We start from the raw sequence: 17643 nt of genomic DNA on the forward strand, positions 1-17643 counted from the left end.
CAAGCTGAGATCAGCGAAAGGCGGACGTCGTGACACAACCCTCACCCTTCGGGCTGATGCTGCGCTCGTTGCGCGTGGGCCAGAACCTGACTCTCGAAGCGCTCGCGTCTCGATCCGGGGTGAGCGTGCGCACGATCGGCGACCTCGAACGCGGAGCGAGCGCCTCGCCGCAACGGCGCACCGTCGATGCGCTCGCCGACGGACTCGGACTCGATGTGGCCGATCAGCATGCGTTCCTCCGCGCTGCGCGTGCCCGGCCCCGTGCCGCCGTCGCGACAGAGCCCGCGGGGGCCATAGCCCCGCACCGGGTGTTCGACTTCTCGGGCCGGCAGGCCGAGATCGATGAAGCACTTCGCATCCTGCACGGCCCTCCGCCCGCAGATCGGCAGCGACCGGCGCTGGTCATCAGCGGCGCGCCGGGAATCGGCAAGACGACCGGCGCCGTCGAGATCCTGTCGCGTGGAGGAGAGGCCGACCGCCGTCCGCTGGTCTTCGTGGGGCTGGACGGCTTCAGCTCGTCTCCGCTGACACCGCTCCAGGTGGTCACCGCCATGCTGCGGCAGCTCCCCGGAGCGGAGCAGAAGCCGCCTGCTGATCTGGCGACGGCGCGAACGGAATGGCGGGCAGCGGTCGCAGAGGCTCCCGTCCAGGTGCTGCTCGACAACGTCGCGAACGAGGCGCAAGTCCGTCCGATCCTGTCGATCTGCGCGGGGGATGTCGTGGTCGTGACGTCGCGCCGCAGTCTCGCAGGCCTCGAAGGGGTGCGGCGCCTGCGGCTCGGGCCCCTGCAGCGGGACGAGAGCATCGCGTTTCTCGGTCGTCTCATCCCGCATGACGATGCCTCCGATCTGGATGCGCTGAGTGAGATCGCGGCCCTGTGCGACGACGTGCCCCTCGCGCTTCGAGTGGTCGGCAACCGCATCGCCAGTCGCCCCTCATGGACGGCCCCCGATCTCCTGAGCCGCCTGCGCACGTCGGAGGACAGGCTGCGCATGCTCGTCGCCGGTGACCTGGCCGTGGAAGCGGCCATCTCTCTCTCCTACGAGGAGCTGGACCCGCGCACTGCCGCGCTGTTCCGGTGGATCTCGCTCATCGACGGTCGCACCTTCGGGGCCCATCTCGCCGCGGCTGCCGTGCGATCGTCAGATGTGGCCGAGGTGGAGCGACGGCTGGACGACCTCACGGACCTGGGAATGCTCGAGGCGCGCGGTGGCGACCGCTACCGTCTGCACGACCTGATGCGTCTCTTCGGGCTGGGCAAGCTGCGCGATGCTGTCGGATCCGATGAGATCGCACGGCGCCACGCCCATATCCGCGCGTGGCTGCTGGGGAGTCTGGAGCGCGCCGGCGCCTGGTACGAACCGGGAAGGGATGCGAGCGCAGTCTCACGCAACGGCCGCAGCTTCATCGATGCCGAGGCCGCCGCGGTGTGGATCCGCGAGGAGGTCGAGCACTGGTGGCCGGCGTATGCGGAGGCAGCGGAGCTCGGCGAGGACGCGATGGTCTGCGACGTCGCGGATGCGCTGCACTGGTACTCCGACATCTGGATCACGTGGGGACACTGGCATCGATTCTTCTCTCTCGCGGCTGCGGCGGCGAAGAGGCTGGGCGACCCGAGAGCAGAAGCCGCGCAGCTGGGGTACGTCGCGTGGGCGGAGATCGTCGAGGTCGGTGACCGGGCGCACGCGGTGCTCACCGGGCATGCCGCGCTGGAGGCGGCCACCCGCGCGGGTGATGCCGCGCAGCAGGGCTGGGCGCACTACTACATCGGGTGGGCGAGCTGGACGCTGGATCGTCTCGTCGAGGCCGACGAGGCGGCCGCGGCCGCCATGGTCGCCTTTCGCGCGGCTCAGGAGACGACAGGGGCGGAGAACGCGCAGGTGCTCTCGTCGATGGTCAAGGCCCGACGCGGCAAGTACCTCGAGTCGATCCCCGAGACGGAGGCGACGCTCGCGCGCGTCCGATCCGCCGAGACCACGGACAGTCTGACCAGCATCGTCACGCAGTTCGCGGCGTGCCTCGACCTCGTCGACGCCTATGTCGCCGTCGGACGACACGAGGACGCGGTCCGAGTCGGCGCGCTGGGCATCGAGATCGCACGATCGCTCAAGGACGACACCCGTGTGCTGCTGATGATGCGCCGACACATCCGTGCGCTGATCCACGCGGGCGACGGCGAGGCTGCGATCGCCGAGGCGGATGAGGCTCTGGCCATGCTGGGGCCGGGGAGCAGCGAGGCGTTCATCTTCGACAGAGTGCGCCGGGAGGTGTCGCTCATCGGCACGTCTTGCGCACCCGGTTCAGAGGGCGATTCAGCGTGATCGTCCGGCGGGGTCCCGCGGTCACAGGCGGCCGGTCGACTCCCAGAGCCTGATGAGCTTCAACGCAAGATGGAGAGTGCTGCGCGCGACGCCGTCGTCGAGCGCCTCTCTGACCACCTCGGGCAGACGCTCGAGCCGGTAGTAGAGCGTAGTCCGATGGACGAACAGGATGCGGCATGCCGCGACGACGTTCGCACCCACGTCGAGATACGTCTCGACGGTCACCCGCTGGCTGTCGTCTCGTTGGGAGTAGAGCGCATGCGCGGCGGGCGAGATGATCCGGAGTGCTGCCGGATCGGCTGACGCCGAGGCGAGCAGCCGCCATCCGCCGAGAGCGCTCGAGTCGACCGAGGGGTGGAACTGCGGGAGGGCGGCCGCGAGAGAGGCGGCGATGACGGCCTCATCGGCGGCGCTGCGCAGGTCCGACGCGCCCTGCGCAGGGGACGCGGTGCCGATTCCGAGAATGCGGATGCCGCGTCTCGCCGCCTCGTCGAGGAGGAGGTCGGTGAGGCCGTTGTCGGACGGCTGTCCCACGAGCAGGACGACACCGCGCTCCAGCCCGATGAAATGAGCCGGCACGGGCCGGAGGTGCGTCAGGTGGCGTCCGAAGGCGATGCGGTCGACATCGCTCACCGTCGCATCGATGAGGACGGCTCGAGCGACCGTGCCGGGGCCCGGCCGGAGCCACCGCTGCTGGACGGCGTGCGCGAAGGCGCCGCGACGCACGGACTCGTCGGCGTGCAGCAGATCGACCAGGATCGACTCTCGATCGACACGCGACGAGCCAGAGGCCCTGCGCAGGGCGATACGGGTGAGGGCGACGGCCGCATCGATCGCCTCGAACTCGCTCGCCGTGAGCTGCGGCCCATCTCCGAGGTCGATCTCGATGACGGCGACCGGGACACCGTCGTCATGCACCGGAACGGAGAGGAGCGAGGCGGATGCCTGAGGTGATGCGGACAGCCCGCCGTCGGACGCCGCCGGACCGAACTCGTGCACGACCACTCGGCGGTGCAGGGATGCTGCGAGTTGGAGGGCGATCTCCGACAGCGCCGTCGAGGCTGCGGGAGTCGTCGTATCGCTGATCGTCATGGGTCGCTCCTGTGCGGGGGATGGGCTCACCGTGTCGCTCTGCGTCGATGGATGCGGACGTCACATCCACCGAACTCGAGTACGCCCCATAGAAGCGTCTTCCGAGCAGCCGCACCAGGCGGAAAGCAGGCAGAAGTGAGGAACGACCGTCTTCGACTCCTGTCGCATGGTCGTGAGTCTGACGGTTCATAGATTCGTATTCAGCGGACGAAGGGACACGAGGTGACGCGATGATGAGCAGCAGCACGGTCGTCCTCGTACACGGAGCCTTCCTCGACGCATCCGGTTGGTGGCCGGTCGTGCTCCGCCTGCTAGACGGCGGACACCGGGTGCTCGCTCCTCCGGTGACCGGCCGCAGCTTCCGCGGCGACTGCGACTACATCCGCACGATCGTCGAGCACGTCGACGGAGAGGTGCTGCTCGTCGGACACGGGTATGGCGCGGCCGTCATCACGGTCGTCGGTGAGGCGGCGAACGTCTCAGGGCTGCTCTTCATCGCGGGCTATGCGCTGGAACGGGGCGAGAGCATCGCCGAGATGCGAGACCTCTTCGCGCCGGAAGAGGCATCCGCGCATCTCGTGGCCACCGTGTTCCCGGGTGAAGACGGCGCACGGCGAACGGAGCTGACCGTCGCACCCGACCAATTCGTGCGCCTTCTCGCGCAGGGCCTTCCCGCCGACGAATCGGGAGTCCTCGCGGTCTCACAGCGCCCGATCTCCGACTCCGTGTTCGCCGAGCGGGCGTCCGGCACGGGCTGGAGCGTGACGCCGAGCTGGGGCGTCGTGGCGACCCACGACCGTCTCATCAGCCCGCACCTCCAGCGCTTCGGATATCGGCGAGCGGGATGTCGAGCGGTGAGGGAGCTGGACGCACCGCACCTGGTCACGCAGACGCACGCCGCGGAGATCGTGCGGTTCATCGACAGCATCCTCGACGAGATCGAGACCCGTGGCTGAGCAGCAGGGGAGTGCTGTCGACGCCCGCCCCGGTTGGACGGCGGGGTTCGCGCCGCTCGCCGTCCCGATCTTCCGCCTGGTGTGGCTGGCATCGATCGTCAGCAACATCGGCAGCTGGATGCAGACCGTCGGCGCTCAATGGCTCCTGGTGCAGGACGACAGCTCGCCGCTGCTCGTCGCGCTCGTGCAGACGGCATCGGCAGCGCCCGTGCTCCTGTTCGCGATCCCGGCCGGCGTCATCGGCGAGTTCCTCAACCGTCGACGCGTCCTTCTCTGGTCGCAGACGGTCCAACTCGCCGTCGTGCTGGGTCTCACGTATCTGACCGCGGTCGGCCAGACGACCACGACCATCCTGCTGGCGTCGACGTTCGTGCTGGGGACGGTCTCGGCCATCCAGCTCCCGGCCTTCCAAGCGCTGGTGCCCGACATCGTGCCGCCGAAGCTCCTCATCGACGCGGCGAGCCTGTCGTCGATCGGCGTGAACATCGCGCGCGCGGTGGGACCGGCGATCGCGGGCCTCGTCGTCGCGCAGTTCGGGGTCGCAGCGGTCTTCCTCCTCAACGCGCTCTCCTTCCTGGTGTTCCTGGGCGTGCTGCTCTTCTGGAAGACCTACAGTCCGCCGGTGGCTCGGCCCGAGCCCTTCGTCGATGCGACGCGGGCCGGCATCCGCTACATCCGCCACTCGCGGATCGTCCGCCGCATCCTGCTGCGGCTCGCCGTCTTCCTGATACCGGCGAACGCGCTCTGGGCGCTGCTGCCGACCATCGCCAAGAACTCGCTCGGGTTCTCTGCGAGTGGCTACGGCCTTCTGCTGGCAGCGCTGGGAGCAGGATCGATCGTCGGTGCGTTCGTGCTCCCGTGGGCGCGTCGCGTCGCAGCGGTCAACGGTGTGGTGCTGGTCTCGTCCGTGGTCTTCGGGGCAGGACTCGTGATTCTCGTGACCTCGCCGACCCTGTGGATCACCTTTCCGGCGCTCGTGGCCACCGGTCTCGCCTGGATCGGGGTCATCGCGACCATCAACGGCACGGTGCAGGCGTTCCTGCCCGTCTGGGTGCGTACGCGCGGCCTGTCGTTCTACCAGCTCGTCCTCTTCGGCTGCACGGCCGCCGGGTCTGCGGGCGCGGGCGTGCTCGCGTCCGTGTGGGATCCCGGGCTCGTGGTCATCGGGGCCGGGATCCTCTGCGGCCTGGGCGGACTCTCCCTGCTCGTGTGGCCCATGCCGGCGACGAGCGGCATCGGCCGCGGCATCGTGGAGGTGCCGGGGGTCGAGGACCGGCCCCGCCCGGACGGTGCTGACGACGCGCCCGTTCTGGTGGTCATCCGGTATCGCATTCCGGTCGAGCGGAGACAGGAGTTCCTCGACACGATGACCGGCGTGCAGCAGACCCGTCTGCGGACGGGGGCGCGGGGGTGGCAGGTGTACGTCGACGCCGACGACCCGGGGTCGGTCATCGAGGTGTACTCCGTCGGCTCGTGGCGCGAGCACGTGAGTCAACACGAAGGTCGCACCACCGACTTCGACGCCCAGCAGATCGCCCGTGCGCGCGCGATGAGCACCCAGGAGCTCGAGGTGACGCACCTGCTCGCCATCCCCCTGCCTCACCACCGCGGCGTCGAGAAGCGCCGCACCCGCGACAAGAGACGGAGCATCCCGCATGGAACGTGACGACAACCCCACCACTCACCCCGAGATCCCGTCGCTGGGCGACCCCGATCTGCCGCAGGAGGGTGAGATCAACATCGCCGACCGCCCGCAGAGCAACATGATGACCGGCCCGCAGAACGAGGCGATCGAGTCGCAGTTCCCGAATCAGATGCATGCGCCGGCGACCGACATCAGCACGCAGCCGTTCTTCTGGTCCTCGTTCAACATCTCACCCCGCCGCGTGCAGCGCGGCGGCTGGGCGCGGGAGCTCACGAAGCAGGACTTCCACATCTCAGACGAGATCGCGGGCGTCAACATGTACCTCGAGCCCGGCGGGATCCGTGAGCTGCATTGGCACCAGACCGCCGAATGGGCGGTGATGACGAGGGGCAAGGCACGCGTCACGACGCTCAGCCGGTCGGGTCTCCCCGCGGTGGAGGATGTGGAGGAGGGTGATCTGTGGCTCTTCCCCGCGGGCACCCCGCACTCCCTGCAGGGCCTCGGCCCCGACGGCGCGGAGTTCGTGCTCGCGTTCGACGACGGCGACCAGTCCGAGTCGAACACTCTGCTGCTGACGGACTGGTTCGCGCACACCCCGCCCGAGGTTCTCGCGAAGAACTTCGGCGTCGCCCAGGAGGTGTTCTCCGACATCCCGCTGCACAACCTCTGGATCTTCCCGGGCGAGGAGCCGCCGGCGCTCGACGTCGACCAGGCCGCCGCGGGTGTGGAGTGGGGCATAGAGCCGGTCATCTTCCGACTGTCGCGCTCGAAGCCGCTCTACCAGAACACGGGCGGCAGCATCCAGATCGCCGACTCGACGAACTACGCATACTCGAGCACGGTCGCCGCCGCACTCGTGACCGTCGAGCCGGGCTCGATGCGCGAGCTGCACTGGCACCCCAACGCCGACGAGTGGCAGTACTACCTGCGCGGATCCGCCCGGATGACCGTCTTCAACACGGGTCCGCACGCGAACACGACCGACTTCCGCGCCGGCGACGTGGGCGTGGTGCGCAAGAACCTCGGACACTACATCGAGAACACCGGTGACGACGTGCTGCAGTTCCTCGAGGTGTTCCGCACCGACAGGTACGAGGAGATCTCGCTAACGAACTGGCTCGCGCACGTGCCACCGCAGCTCGTCTCCGCACACCTCAACATCGACCCCGCCGTGCTTGCGACGTTCCCCCGAGGGGCCCAGGGCATCACGCCGCTGCGCTGATCAGAGCGGCGCGATGTCGGCGAGGTAGCGGTGGATGAGGGTGACCGCCATCGCGCCCTCGCCCACGGCCGATGCGACGCGCTTGACGGAGTTGGCGCGGACGTCGCCAGCGGCGAAGACCCCGGGCACCGACGTCTCCAGATAGTGGGGCGCGCGCTCCAGGGGCCATCGATCCAGGTCGCCGGCGGAGAGGTCGATGCCGGTGAGCAGGAAACCGCGCGCATCGAGCCGCACGTCGGTGGTCTCCGCCCACGCGGTGTTGGGCGCACCTCCGATGCAGACGAAGAGATGCGTCGCCGGAACCCGGGTGGCCGTTCCCGCCTGATCGAGGGTGATCTCCTGCAGGTGGTCGGTGCCGTCGACGTCGACGACCCGGGTGTTCACGAGGATGGTGACGTTCGGCTGCACGGCGAGCCGGTTGAGCAGGTACGCCGACATGGTCGAGGAGAGCGACGGCCCGCGCACGAGCACCGTGACGTGCGCGGCGTGCGCGGCCAGATTCATCGCGGCCTGCCCGGCGGAGTTCGCGCCGCCGACCACGTAGACGTGAAGACCGATGCAGGCGGAGGCCTCGCTGGTGCCGGCGCCGTAGTAGACGCCCGCGCCCTCGAGATCGTGCGCTCGAGGCAGGTCGAGTCGGCGCCACTGCACCCCCGTCGCGCACAGGGCGGCGTGCGCGTGGATCTCGGATCCGTCGGCCAGTCGGGCCCGCACGTCGTGGTCCGTGAACGTGCGGTCGACCCCGTGACGCATGAGCACGAGGTCGGCACCGAACGAGACCGCCTGCCGGCGTGCACGTTCGGCGAGCTCAGCCCCGGAGATCCCGCCGGGAAAGCCGAGGTAGTTCTCGATGAGGCTGCTGAAGCCCGCTTGTCCGCCCACGGCGTCGCGTTCGATGACGGCGACGGAGAGACCCTCCGACGCCGCGTAGACCGCAGCCGAGAGTCCTGCAGGACCCGCGCCGTGGATGATCAGGTCGTACGTCGACCGGGACGGCGGATTGACCCAGCCCAGAGCCGAGGCGACCTGCTCAGGGGTCGGATCCTCGAGGATGGCGCCGTCCGACAGGACCACCAGAGGGAGAGCCCTGCCGACGAGGTCGACACCCGCCGCAGACGAGGATCCGGCGGGCACCACGATCGAGAGGAAGGGGACCTCGCTGCGGGTCAGATAGTCGCGGAGGGCGTAGGCATCCGGGCCGTCGGCATCCGCGACGACGCGGAGAGGCTGTTTGTCGTCCGCGGGGGCGATCATGCGTTCCCGGCGAGCTGTTCTTCCCAATCCGCCGGTACCCGCTCAGCGGGTCCGGGGGTGGTCTGCGACAGCGGGTGGCTGTGCGGGGGAGCGAGGGCTGGGCCGTCGAAGGCGGTTTCGGTGTCGAAGTCCCAGAACCAGTCCTCTCCGGGCTCGAAGCTCTGGATCACCCGATGACCGGTGGTGTGCGCGTGCTTCGTGGCGTGCTTGTGCAGGGAGTCGTCGCAGCATCCGATGTGCCCGCAGAAGGCGCACCGACGCAGGTGCAGCCACCAGGAGCCGATCTCCTCGCAGTCCACGCACCCAGGACCGGATGGGGGGACATCCGCGCGGATGAAGTCGCTGGCCTCGCTCATGGGCGGTTCTCCTGTCGTCGGAGTGCTGTCGAGGTCATGATGTCCCTCTTTCTCCTCGTACTCAAGGGTGCCCGCCGATCCCGGTCTGTTCCTCCGACAGTCGTCGAAGCGCGGGCGGCGATGCTCCTCTAGGTTCGAGAAGATGAGCACCTCTCCTTCCCGGCGCGTCCCCATCGAGTCGCAGAAAGTCGACGCCCCCCTGACCTCCAGCGCGACCTTCCTGGTGCTGAAGGTCGTCGAGGGCACGGACGCGGCCGACACGGTGCGAGATGTCATCAGCGGTATCGACGACATCGTGAAGAACGTCGGGTTCCGCGACCTCGACGCGCTGCTGTCGTGCACCGTGGGCATCGGATCCTCGCTCTGGCCGAGACTCACGGCCCGCAAGGCTCCTGCGGAGCTGCACCCGTTCGCGACGGTTGTAGGCGACGTGCACACCGCGCCGAGCACACCAGGCGACCTGCTCTTCCACATCCGCGCGAACCGTCGGGACCTCGTCTTCGAGTTCGAGCGCCAGCTGCTCGACGCGCTCGGCGACGCCGTGGCCGTGATCGACGAGACCACGGGCTTCCGCTACTTCGATGTCCGTGACCTGCTCGGCTTCGTCGACGGCACCGCGAATCCGGTCGGGAACGCCGTCGCCGATTCGACTCTCGTGGGGGCGGAGGACGGCGACAACGTCGCGGGCAGTTACGTCGTGGTCCAGAAGTACATGCACGATCTCGGCCAGTGGCAGTCGCTGACGACCGAGCAGCAGGAGGCCATCATCGGTCGCAGGAAGGCGGACAACATCGAGTTGGACGACGCCGAGGTCGGTCAGAAATCGCACAAGACCCTCGCCACCATCGTCGTGGACGGGGTCGAGCACGACATCCTGCGCGACAACATGCCGTTCGGAAGCCCGGGATCGTCGTTGTTCGGCACCTACTTCATCGGCTACTCGCGGTACCTGTGGGTCATCGAGAAGATGCTCGAGAAAATGTTCATCGGCGACCCGCCAGGGGCCTACGACAGGCTTCTGGACTTCTCGACTGCGACGACCGGAGGCACATTCTTCGCGCCGTCCGCGGGCTTCCTCGCAAGCCTTCCTGACGAGCAGCTGCCCGTGTAGCCGCTCCGGGGCTCCGCCACTCACGACGTGCGCGATGTCGCCGCATCCGGACCCGGGTATCCTCATGCGCATGGCCACCGCAACGACGCAGACCCCGAAACGCGAGGCATTCGGCTCGCGCAACGTCTTCATCCTCTCGGCGATCGGCTCGGCCGTCGGGTTGGGCAACATCTGGCGCTTCCCGTACGTGGCGTATGAGGGCGGAGGCGGTGCGTTCCTCATCCCGTACCTGTGCGCTCTGCTGACCGCGGGCATCCCGCTGCTCTTCTTCGACTACGCCATCGGACACCGATTCCGCGGATCCGCTCCGCTGGCCTTCCGACGGATGCACCGCAGGGCCGAGCCGCTCGGATGGTGGCAGGTGCTCATCTGCGTGGTCATCGCGGTCTACTACGCGGTGATCATCGCGTGGGCGGCGATGTACACCTGGTTCTCGGCGCAGCTGACGTGGGGCCCCGGCAACGAGAACGACTTCTTCTTCATCGACTTCCTGCGCTCGGCGGACGTCGCTGAGACGGGCATCTCGACCGAGTTCGTGCCGCAGGTCGGCATCCCGCTCGTGGTGGTCTGGCTGATCGTCATCGTGATCATGGCGCTCGGAGTGAAGCGCGGCATCGGCCGGGCGAACATGATCCTGATGCCCCTGCTGACGGTGATGTTCGCGATCCTCGTCGTGCAGTCGCTGTTCCTGCCCGGCGCGATGGACGGACTCAACGCCTTCTTCACGCCGAACTGGGAAGCGCTGGCAGACCCCGCCGTCTGGGCCTCGGCCTACGGCCACATCTTCTTCTCGCTGTCGGTCGCCTTCGGCATCATGGTGACCTATTCGTCGTACCTCAAGCGCAAGACCGACCTCACCGGTTCCGGTCTGGTCGTCGCGTTCGCGAACTCCGGGTTCGAGATCCTCGCCGGGATCGGCGTGTTCGCAGCCCTCGGCTTCATGGCGCAGGCGCAGGGCGCCGAGGTGGCAGGGGTGGCGTCGTCGGGCATCGGTCTGGCGTTCATCGCCTTCCCGACGATCGTCTCTCAGGCGGCGGGCGGCTCGATCATCGGGGTCCTCTTCTTCGGGGCGCTGGTGTTCGCGGGTGTCACCTCGCTCATCTCGATCCTCGAGGTGATCGTCGCCGCTCTGCAGGACAAGCTCGGCTGGGCTCGCATCCGCACGACCCTGACGGTCTCGATCCCGCTCGCGATCGTCTCGATGGCGCTGTTCTCGACGACCACGGCTCTGTCGGTGCTCGACACGGCGGATGCGTTCGTCAACGCCTTCGGCATCATGGCGGTCGCGCTCGTCGCGGTGGTCGTCGTCGCCTGGCTGCTGCACAAGCTGCCCGCGCTCGTCGAGCATCTCGATCGACGGTCGAGCTTCCGTGTCGGCCGGGTCTGGATGCTGCTCGTCGGCGCGCTCGCGCCGCTGGTGCTCGGTTACCTGCTCGTCACCGAGCTGATCTCGAAGATCTCCGAACCGTACGGCGGCTACCCCGGGTGGTTCCTCGCCGTCTTCGGATGGGGCATGGTCATCGCGCTCGTCGCGATCGCACTGCTGCTGTCGGCGCTGCCCTGGAGCGGCCGCTCGCATGCGAAGGACGACCCCGAGTACGACGAGTTCCTCACCGAGGAAGACTATGAACCGGATGCCGAGACGTCGTCGATCCCGCTGATCACGACCCCGGAACCGGGCGCGACGGAGAAGGGAGCGGGCGCATGACCACGACAGCGATCGTCATGATGATCATCGCGATGGTGACGATCTGGGGCGGCCTCATCGCCGCGATCGTCAACCTCGCACGTCACCCCGAGGCTGCGGACTCCGAGCCCGCTCCGCCCGTGGAGCTCTGACCGTCGACGTCGGGCCACCGTAGTCGCGTGAGTCCGCCGATGGTGAGCGTCCGCTCGTTCTCAGCGCGCAGGTAAGTGAGGAGCGTGTGGCGGCATCCGCGGCAGAGAAGGATCACTCCGGCGTCGTCGAGCTCGGCGACGGCATCGGCCAGCGCTGCCTCATGCGCGCAGTGTCGGCACGTCGCGCGTGCGGCCGTCATGTCTCTGCCGAAGATCTCGAGCAGGAGGCCTCCGGCGGCGTTGCCGTCGACCCTGTGGTGATGACCCGGGTGGGTGGTGTTCATCAGGCACCTCCGAAGCGTTCAGTGCGGATGAGGTCGGGGGAGTGCCCTGCCGCGACGAGCAGGTCGGCGACGGCCTCGACGAAGCCGGTCGGTCCGCACACGTACACCGACGGACGCTCGGCCGCGGGAATCGTGGATGCGGCGATCGTCGCCGCATCCACTCGTCCCGCCGGGCGGAGGACGCCCGGCGGTGCGGAACGGGTGTAGGCCCAATCGACGGTGAAGGCATCGCGTTCGAGGCCGGTCAGCTCATCGGCGTAGAACGCGTCGTCCTGCGAGCGGACCGAATACAGCAGCCGCATCGGCACGGTGCCTGCGGCGAGAGCGTGCACCCGCGCCATCGCGACGAGCGGGACGATGCCCGATCCGCCGGCGATGAGCTGCACCGGCTCCGCACGCTCGGGAGTCCACACGAAGTAGGCGCCGATGGGGCCGCGCACTTCCAGCTCGTCGCCGGGGAGCACGTCTTCGACCAGGTAGGGAGAGACCTCCCCGTCAGGGAGCTCGTCGACGGCGAGCTCGAGGATCTCGGAGTCTCCTGAGGAGGCGAGGGAGTACGAGCGAACGGCCTGGTAGCCGTCTTCGGCCGTGAGGCGCACATCGACGTGCTGCCCCGCGAGGTTGCCCGGCCAGCCGGCGACTCGAAGGTGAAGAACCCGACCGTGCGGCGTCGCCGGTCGGGTCTCGACGACTCGAGCGACCAGCCACGGTGATGAGGTCGTCACCAGTACCGCTCCTCTTTCCAGGGATCGCCGTGCATGTTGTAGCCGTTCTGCTCCCAGAACCCCGGTTCGTCGTGCTCCAGCATGTCCAGTCCGTGCACCCACTTCGCGGACTTCCAGAAGTAGAGATGGGGGACGAGCAGGCGCGCGGGTCCGCCGTGCTCGGCGGCGAGCGGCTCGCCCTCGAACTCGAATGCGATCCAGGCCTTGCCGCCCGACAGGTCCGCCCGTGGAACATTGGTGGTGTAGCCGCCGTACGAGAAGACCCGAGTGAAGTCGCCGCCGCCGGCATCCTGCAGCAGATGGTCGAGCGAGACGCCGCGCCACCGCGTGCCCAGCTTCGACCAGCGGGTCACACAGTGGATGTCGGTGCTGATGTCATCGATCGGGAATTCGTGCAGCTGCTCCCACGACCAGGTGCGGCGGATGCCGTCGAGCCCGACGACCGCGAACTCCCACGTGTCTGTGGAGACGCGCGGGGTGGGACCTGCGGAGAGAACGGGGAAGTCTTCGGTGAGGTACTGACCGGGAGGGAGTCGATCGTCGGACTCTCTGCGCCGTGCACCGAACCCGCGGGAGATCACAGCCATGTTCGTCTTCTTTCGTCGGTCGAACTCATTCCACCCGATCGCTCGGCCACAGTCGTCCTGCACATGTCGAAGCCTGATGCACGCGTGTCGCCCTGATTCTATGGGCGGTCGGAGCGAGATCGTTATGTGCTTTTTTTACTCATAAACGTGAACTTCGTGCTAGCTTCACTCGTAAAACAGTTGATCTAACCTCGGAGTCACATTGCTGAGTAATTCTGCTCTTTCTGCTGATTCCAGCATCGTCGCCGACGCACCCGTGACACCCGATCGACTCGCGCGCGACAACATGCCGCTCGCCACCTTTCTCGCAGTCGAGAAGGCGCGATCAGCGACGCATGTCGATCTCGACGATCTGCTCTCCGCCGCACGACTGGGCCTCGCCCGCGCGGCGATGACGTACGACGCATCTCGCGGCATCCCGTTCGGAGCCTTCGCCAGCAGTCAGATCAACTGGGCGATGCTCTCGGAGATGCGACGAGCAGACCCCGCCGGCGAACGCGGACGCGACAAGATCGAGCGAGTTCGCGTGGCCGGCGAGACCGTGCTGGCCCGCACCGGGCGCACGGCGAGCCTGGCCGAGCTCGCGAAGGAATCCGGCCTCGATGTCGATGCCGTCGCCGAGATGATGCAGCTCGACCAGATGGTGCGCACCGCCATCAGCTTCGACGAGCACTTCGATGTCGAGACCGGTCGTCAGGCGGTCGATCTCACCGACAGCGTGATCCTCCCTGAACACGCGGTCGAGCAGTCCGAGACACGTGCGATGGTGAATCGCGTGGTCGATGCTCTTCCCGCGGCGATGCAGCAGGTCGTGCGCGGCATCTACCTCGAGGACCGCATGGTCAAGGACATCGCCGAGGAACTCGCAGTCAGCCACGCCTACGTGTCGAAGCTGCGCTCTCGAGGCCTCGCCCTCGTGCGCGAGGCGATGGAGGCATGGGAGAGCGGCACGACTGGCGACCGCTCCACCAAGGCGAAGACCGAGTTCTTCGAGACGCTCTTCGGTCCCGCCCGCGTCGACACGCGCCTGCGATCGGGTGAGCTCCTCGTCGCGATCTGAGGCGACGTCAGAATCTTCGCGATCGGTGGTTACGCCGACGTCGCATGTCGCGAATATCGGTTGTGCAGGTCCACGGATGGACCGGCATTCAGTCCCATAACCACGGAGGAACACTCATGGGTCTTCAGATCGCAACCAACGTCGGCGCGCTCAACGCGTACCGCAACCTGTCCGTCAACCAGAACGACGTCTCGAAGTCGCTCGAGAAGCTCTCGAGCGGTCTGCGCATCAACCGCGCAGCCGATGACGCCGCCGGCCTCGCCATCTCCGAGGGCCTGCGCTCGCAGGTCAACGGCCTCAACGTCGCAGCCCGCAACGCCCAGGACGGCATCTCGGTCATCCAGACCGCAGAAGGCGCCCTGACCGAGGTCCACTCGATCCTGCAGCGTGTCCGCGACCTCGCGGTGCAGGCGGGTTCCGACTCGAACAACGCCGATTCGCGTGACGCCATCAAGACCGAGATCAACACGCTCGGCAACGAGCTCACCCGTGTCGCGGCCAGCACGAACTTCAACGGGATCAAGCTGCTCGACAGCGCGAGCACGCTGACGTTCCAGGTCGGTGCCGGTTCGGAGGCCGCAGAGGACCAGATCGCGGTCACCCTGACCGACTTCTCGGGCCTCGGTGCGACGATCAGCGGCCTGACCGTCGATTCCGCAGCCACCGCTCTCGCGTCGATCGCGACGATCGACACGCAGATCACCGGCGTCTCGACGGCTCGCGCCGGCCTCGGTGCGGTGCAGAACCGCTTCGAGTCGACGATCAACTCGCTGCAGGTCTCGGCCGAGAACCTCGCGGCAGCCAAGAGCCGTATCGCGGACACCGACATGGCCGCCGAGATGGTCAAGTACACCGCCTCGAACATCCTGCAGCAGGCCGGCACCGCCATGCTCGCGCAGGCGAACCAGTCGGGCCAGGGCGTCCTGCAGCTTCTCCGTTGAGTCGCTGCGCCTGAGGCGCACCAGGCGCCCGGGCGGAGTCACCTCCGCTCGGGCGCCTTCCTGTAGGACACCTTTGACCGCACCGCACGGAAGACGACCGGGATGAAACTCGACGGACTCGTATCAGGGCTCAAGACCGAAGAGCTCATCAAGGCGCTGATGGATGTCTCGGCGATCCCGAAGACGCTGATCACGAACAAGATCACGGACCGCAACTCGATCATCACGAACCTCCAGTCGCTCAACACCACGCTGCAGGACCTCGTCACGAAGGCGAAGACCGCTGCGGGTGCGACGTCGCTGGCCTCGTTCACCGCGTCCTCCTCATCGGACACCGTCACCGTCACAGCCGGCGCGAAGGCCAGCGCGTTCTCGACCGCGGTCGTCGTCGATGCCGTCGCCACCGCACATTCGGTCGTGACCGCCGCAGGAGGATCCACCGCATGGGGTGGCACGTTCACGCTCGTCGGCGCCGACGGCGAGTCCGTCGAAGTGGCTCCGGTGGGCACAGGCCCGCAGGACCTCGCCAAGGCGATCAACGCCTCGAAGGCGGGAGTGAGCGCCACTGTCGTCCCGGCCGGGACGGATGCCGACGGCAAGCCTCTCTCGCGTATCCAGCTGACGTCGATCGACACTGGGGCTGCCGGTGCGTTCACCGTGCACCGCGGCACGGCGGCCGATGTCGCCGCCGGAACCTCGACGGAACTCGGCGCCGAGCCGGGGGCCGCGATCATCACTCAGGGCACTGACGCCCGCATCCGTCTGTTCGCCGGCACGGCCGCCGAGCAGACGCTGAACAGCGCCAGCAACACGATCAGTGTGGGCGAAGGCATCGAGGTCACCGTGACGACTGCGAGCGCCGACCCCGTGACGGTGACCGTGGCGCGGGATGCGAAGAAGCAGACCACGACGGCTGAGGCGTTCGTCAAAGAGATCGCGGCACTCCTGACCCGCATCGACAAAGGATCGACGGCGACGGTCGGAGCGGTCGGGGAGACCACCACACTGGGCGTCTTCACGGGCGACAGCACGGTCCGAAATCTTCGCGGTGCACTCACGAGCGCGATGCAGCATCCGGTCGACGGCGTCTCGCCCTCGACGATCGGCATCTCGATCAGCGACAAGGGCGTGCTCTCGTTCGATGCCGAGAAGTTCGCGAAGGCACTGGCCGAGGACCCGGAGAAGACACAGGAGCTGTTCTCGTCGATCGCCGGTCGTGTGGAGGGCGTGACCACGCAGTATTCCGACAAGTACGACGGTCTGCTCACCCAGCGGATCACCGGCCAGGAGGCCGAGGTCAAGACGCTCAAGACCCAGGTCGAGCGGTGGGACATCCGTCTCGAGCAGCGCCAGGCCACTCTCGAGCGCACGTACGCGCAGCTGGAGGTCCAGCTCTCGAAGCTGCAGTCGCAGTCGTCGTGGCTGACCAGCCAGCTCGCAGGTCTCTCGTCGTCGTCGGACTCCTGACCCTCCGGCACCAAGATCCCGTCTTCTCGAACACCGCACCGCATCGGAGCTCGCACTCATGGCACTCACCTCCCTCGACCGGGCCAAGCAGCAGTATCTGGAGCAGCAGGTGGCGTCGGCCACCCCTGAGCGTCTGCTCACCCTGCTCTATGACCGGCTCCTGGTCGACATCGACCGTGCGGCATCGGCGCAGGATGCCGAGGACTGGCCGGGCGCGGGCCCGCATCTCACTCACGCGCAGTGGATCGTGTCCGAGCTCAATGGCTCGCTCACCGACGTCTGGGACGGCGCGGAGGAGCTGCGCGGCGTGTACACCTACCTCACCGGTCGCCTGATCGCCGCGAACATCTCGCGCGACCGTGCCGCGACCGCGGAGTGCCGCGACCTCGTGTCGCCCCTGCGTGACGCCTGGCATGCGGCGGCCGAGATCACGACCGCGGCCGCGCCGCGCGTCTCGGCTCTGGGCTGACGAGTCGTGCCAGACAATCTGACCGAGTGGCTCGCTGTCCTCGAGCAGTTCGAGCGTGCGCTCGACGCCGCGGACGATGCGCTCGACCCCCAGGCCTTCGAGCCGCCCTCCGGCCCGATACCCGATGAGCTCAGGGCCCGCGCCGAGGCGGTCCTCGCCCGACAGCAGCTCATGATCGGCGGACTGACCGCATCGCGCGCCCACGTCGCGCGCGAGATCGCCGCGCTGCGCCGCGTCCCCAGCGGACGCCAGGACGTGCCCATCTACCTCGACGTCGAGGGGTGAGTCCTCTCGGTTACGGCGCGCGCCCACTG

18 protein-coding genes are annotated in these 17643 nt (G+C 67.9%); 12 read left to right on the top strand and 6 right to left on the bottom strand.

The window, feature by feature from the left end:
* The first annotated feature begins 29 nt into the window (after window positions 1–29).
* A complete protein-coding gene (locus tag ASF63_RS17335) occupies window positions 30–2321 on the top strand; it encodes a helix-turn-helix domain-containing protein (RefSeq protein ID WP_157534419.1) in 2292 nt (763 codons plus the stop codon).
* A gap of 21 nt (window positions 2322–2342) precedes the next feature.
* On the opposite strand, the gene ASF63_RS17340 is transcribed toward ASF63_RS17335, so the two are convergent.
* Window positions 2343–3413: a PucR family transcriptional regulator gene (locus ASF63_RS17340; protein ID WP_056516992.1), complete on the bottom strand. Its 1071-nt coding sequence runs from the start codon at window positions 3411–3413 to the stop codon at window positions 2343–2345.
* 233 nt (window positions 3414–3646) lie between these two features.
* On the opposite strand from ASF63_RS17340, the gene ASF63_RS17345 reads away from it, so the two are divergent.
* The 3 genes from ASF63_RS17345 to ASF63_RS17355 are packed head-to-tail and all read left to right on the top strand — an operon-like array spanning window position 3647 to window position 7236.
* Window positions 3647–4369 (top strand): alpha/beta fold hydrolase, encoded by a 723-nt coding sequence (locus ASF63_RS17345; protein WP_056517366.1) that lies wholly within the window; start codon window positions 3647–3649, stop codon window positions 4367–4369.
* Window positions 4362–6035, top strand: a complete 1674-nt coding sequence (locus tag ASF63_RS17350) for an MFS transporter (RefSeq protein ID WP_056516995.1) — start codon at window positions 4362–4364, stop codon at window positions 6033–6035. Before ASF63_RS17345 ends, ASF63_RS17350 begins: the two co-directional genes overlap by 8 nt.
* Complete coding sequence (locus tag ASF63_RS17355) at window positions 6025–7236, top strand: cupin domain-containing protein (protein ID WP_056516998.1); 1212 nt, start codon at window positions 6025–6027, stop codon at window positions 7234–7236. Before ASF63_RS17350 ends, ASF63_RS17355 begins: the two co-directional genes overlap by 11 nt.
* Here the strand turns inward: ASF63_RS17355 and ASF63_RS17360 are convergent, their stop codons facing one another.
* Window positions 7237–8490 (bottom strand): NAD(P)/FAD-dependent oxidoreductase, encoded by a 1254-nt coding sequence (locus ASF63_RS17360; RefSeq protein WP_056517001.1) that lies wholly within the window; start codon window positions 8488–8490, stop codon window positions 7237–7239.
* Window positions 8487–8846 carry a UBP-type zinc finger domain-containing protein gene (locus tag ASF63_RS17365; protein ID WP_056517370.1) on the bottom strand — a complete coding sequence of 120 codons (360 nt, stop codon included), beginning with the start codon at window positions 8844–8846 and terminating at the stop codon, window positions 8487–8489. The genes ASF63_RS17360 and ASF63_RS17365 overlap by 4 nt, the downstream gene beginning before the upstream one ends.
* Window positions 8847–8988: 142 nt before the next feature.
* On the opposite strand from ASF63_RS17365, the gene ASF63_RS17370 reads away from it, so the two are divergent.
* The 3 genes from ASF63_RS17370 to ASF63_RS18925 all read left to right on the top strand — a co-directional run bounded on the left by ASF63_RS17370 (window position 8989) and on the right by ASF63_RS18925 (window position 11796).
* Window positions 8989–9957, top strand: a complete 969-nt coding sequence (locus ASF63_RS17370; protein WP_056517005.1) for a Dyp-type peroxidase — start codon at window positions 8989–8991, stop codon at window positions 9955–9957.
* A gap of 70 nt (window positions 9958–10027) precedes the next feature.
* A complete protein-coding gene (locus ASF63_RS17375; RefSeq protein WP_056517377.1) occupies window positions 10028–11665 on the top strand; it encodes a sodium-dependent transporter in 1638 nt (545 codons plus the stop codon).
* Complete coding sequence (locus tag ASF63_RS18925) at window positions 11662–11796, top strand: methionine/alanine import family NSS transporter small subunit (protein WP_082478305.1); 135 nt, start codon at window positions 11662–11664, stop codon at window positions 11794–11796. Before ASF63_RS17375 ends, ASF63_RS18925 begins: the two co-directional genes overlap by 4 nt.
* Here ASF63_RS18925 and ASF63_RS17380 read toward each other — a convergent pair.
* Genes ASF63_RS17380 through ASF63_RS17390 form a run of 3 tightly spaced genes read right to left on the bottom strand, consistent with a single transcriptional unit; the run spans window position 11748 to window position 13392 of the window.
* Window positions 11748–12080 carry a DUF6510 family protein gene (locus ASF63_RS17380; protein WP_056517007.1) on the bottom strand — a complete coding sequence of 111 codons (333 nt, stop codon included), beginning with the start codon at window positions 12078–12080 and terminating at the stop codon, window positions 11748–11750. The genes ASF63_RS18925 and ASF63_RS17380 overlap by 49 nt on opposite strands.
* The gene (locus ASF63_RS17385) at window positions 12080–12805 is read right to left on the bottom strand and encodes a ferredoxin reductase (RefSeq protein WP_082478307.1); all 726 of its coding nucleotides are present in this window, start codon (window positions 12803–12805) and stop codon (window positions 12080–12082) included. The genes ASF63_RS17380 and ASF63_RS17385 overlap by 1 nt, the downstream gene beginning before the upstream one ends.
* Window positions 12802–13392: a molybdopterin-dependent oxidoreductase gene (locus tag ASF63_RS17390; RefSeq protein WP_056517010.1), complete on the bottom strand. Its 591-nt coding sequence runs from the start codon at window positions 13390–13392 to the stop codon at window positions 12802–12804. The genes ASF63_RS17385 and ASF63_RS17390 overlap by 4 nt, the downstream gene beginning before the upstream one ends.
* Window positions 13393–13648: 256 nt before the next feature.
* Here ASF63_RS17390 and ASF63_RS17395 point away from each other — a divergent pair, with 256 nt between their 5' ends.
* The 5 genes from ASF63_RS17395 (at window position 13649) to ASF63_RS17415 (ending at window position 17614) form a co-directional block, all read left to right on the top strand.
* Window positions 13649–14452 carry a sigma-70 family RNA polymerase sigma factor gene (locus ASF63_RS17395; protein ID WP_056517012.1) on the top strand — a complete coding sequence of 268 codons (804 nt, stop codon included), beginning with the start codon at window positions 13649–13651 and terminating at the stop codon, window positions 14450–14452.
* A gap of 116 nt (window positions 14453–14568) precedes the next feature.
* Complete coding sequence (locus ASF63_RS17400) at window positions 14569–15393, top strand: flagellin (protein ID WP_056517015.1); 825 nt, start codon at window positions 14569–14571, stop codon at window positions 15391–15393.
* Between the two features lie 102 nt (window positions 15394–15495).
* Complete coding sequence (gene fliD, locus ASF63_RS17405; RefSeq protein ID WP_056517019.1) at window positions 15496–16860, top strand: flagellar filament capping protein FliD; 1365 nt, start codon at window positions 15496–15498, stop codon at window positions 16858–16860.
* Window positions 16861–16918: 58 nt separating this feature from the next.
* Window positions 16919–17329 (top strand): flagellar export chaperone FliS, encoded by a 411-nt coding sequence (gene fliS, locus ASF63_RS17410; protein WP_056517021.1) that lies wholly within the window; start codon window positions 16919–16921, stop codon window positions 17327–17329.
* Window positions 17330–17335: 6 nt separating this feature from the next.
* Window positions 17336–17614: a hypothetical protein gene (locus tag ASF63_RS17415; RefSeq protein WP_056517024.1), complete on the top strand. Its 279-nt coding sequence runs from the start codon at window positions 17336–17338 to the stop codon at window positions 17612–17614.
* The last annotated feature ends 29 nt before the right edge of the window (window positions 17615–17643 follow it).

The sequence above is a fragment of the Microbacterium sp. Leaf320 genome, assembly GCF_001423485.1.
In the GTDB taxonomy this organism is placed as follows: Bacteria; Actinomycetota; Actinomycetes; order Actinomycetales; family Microbacteriaceae; genus Microbacterium.

Excerpts from the sequence above, each read along its gene's own strand:
- fliS (WP_056517021.1), top strand. The coding sequence starts at position 16,919 with ATGGCACTCACCTCCCTCGACCGGGCCAAGCAGCAGTATCTGGAGCAG.
- ASF63_RS17355 (WP_056516998.1), top strand. The coding sequence starts at position 6,025 with ATGGAACGTGACGACAACCCCACCACTCACCCCGAGATCCCGTCGCTG.
- ASF63_RS17360 (WP_056517001.1), bottom strand. The coding sequence starts at position 8,490 with ATGATCGCCCCCGCGGACGACAAACAGCCTCTCCGCGTCGTCGCGGAT.
- ASF63_RS17380 (WP_056517007.1), bottom strand. The coding sequence starts at position 12,080 with ATGAACACCACCCACCCGGGTCATCACCACAGGGTCGACGGCAACGCC.
- ASF63_RS17370 (WP_056517005.1), top strand. The coding sequence starts at position 8,989 with ATGAGCACCTCTCCTTCCCGGCGCGTCCCCATCGAGTCGCAGAAAGTC.
- ASF63_RS17340 (WP_056516992.1), bottom strand. The coding sequence starts at position 3,413 with ATGACGATCAGCGATACGACGACTCCCGCAGCCTCGACGGCGCTGTCG.
- ASF63_RS17375 (WP_056517377.1), top strand. The coding sequence starts at position 10,028 with ATGGCCACCGCAACGACGCAGACCCCGAAACGCGAGGCATTCGGCTCG.
- ASF63_RS18925 (WP_082478305.1), top strand. The coding sequence starts at position 11,662 with ATGACCACGACAGCGATCGTCATGATGATCATCGCGATGGTGACGATC.
- ASF63_RS17400 (WP_056517015.1), top strand. The coding sequence starts at position 14,569 with ATGGGTCTTCAGATCGCAACCAACGTCGGCGCGCTCAACGCGTACCGC.
- ASF63_RS17365 (WP_056517370.1), bottom strand. The coding sequence starts at position 8,846 with ATGAGCGAGGCCAGCGACTTCATCCGCGCGGATGTCCCCCCATCCGGT.
- fliD (WP_056517019.1), top strand. The coding sequence starts at position 15,496 with ATGAAACTCGACGGACTCGTATCAGGGCTCAAGACCGAAGAGCTCATC.
- ASF63_RS17390 (WP_056517010.1), bottom strand. The coding sequence starts at position 13,392 with ATGGCTGTGATCTCCCGCGGGTTCGGTGCACGGCGCAGAGAGTCCGAC.
- ASF63_RS17345 (WP_056517366.1), top strand. The coding sequence starts at position 3,647 with ATGAGCAGCAGCACGGTCGTCCTCGTACACGGAGCCTTCCTCGACGCA.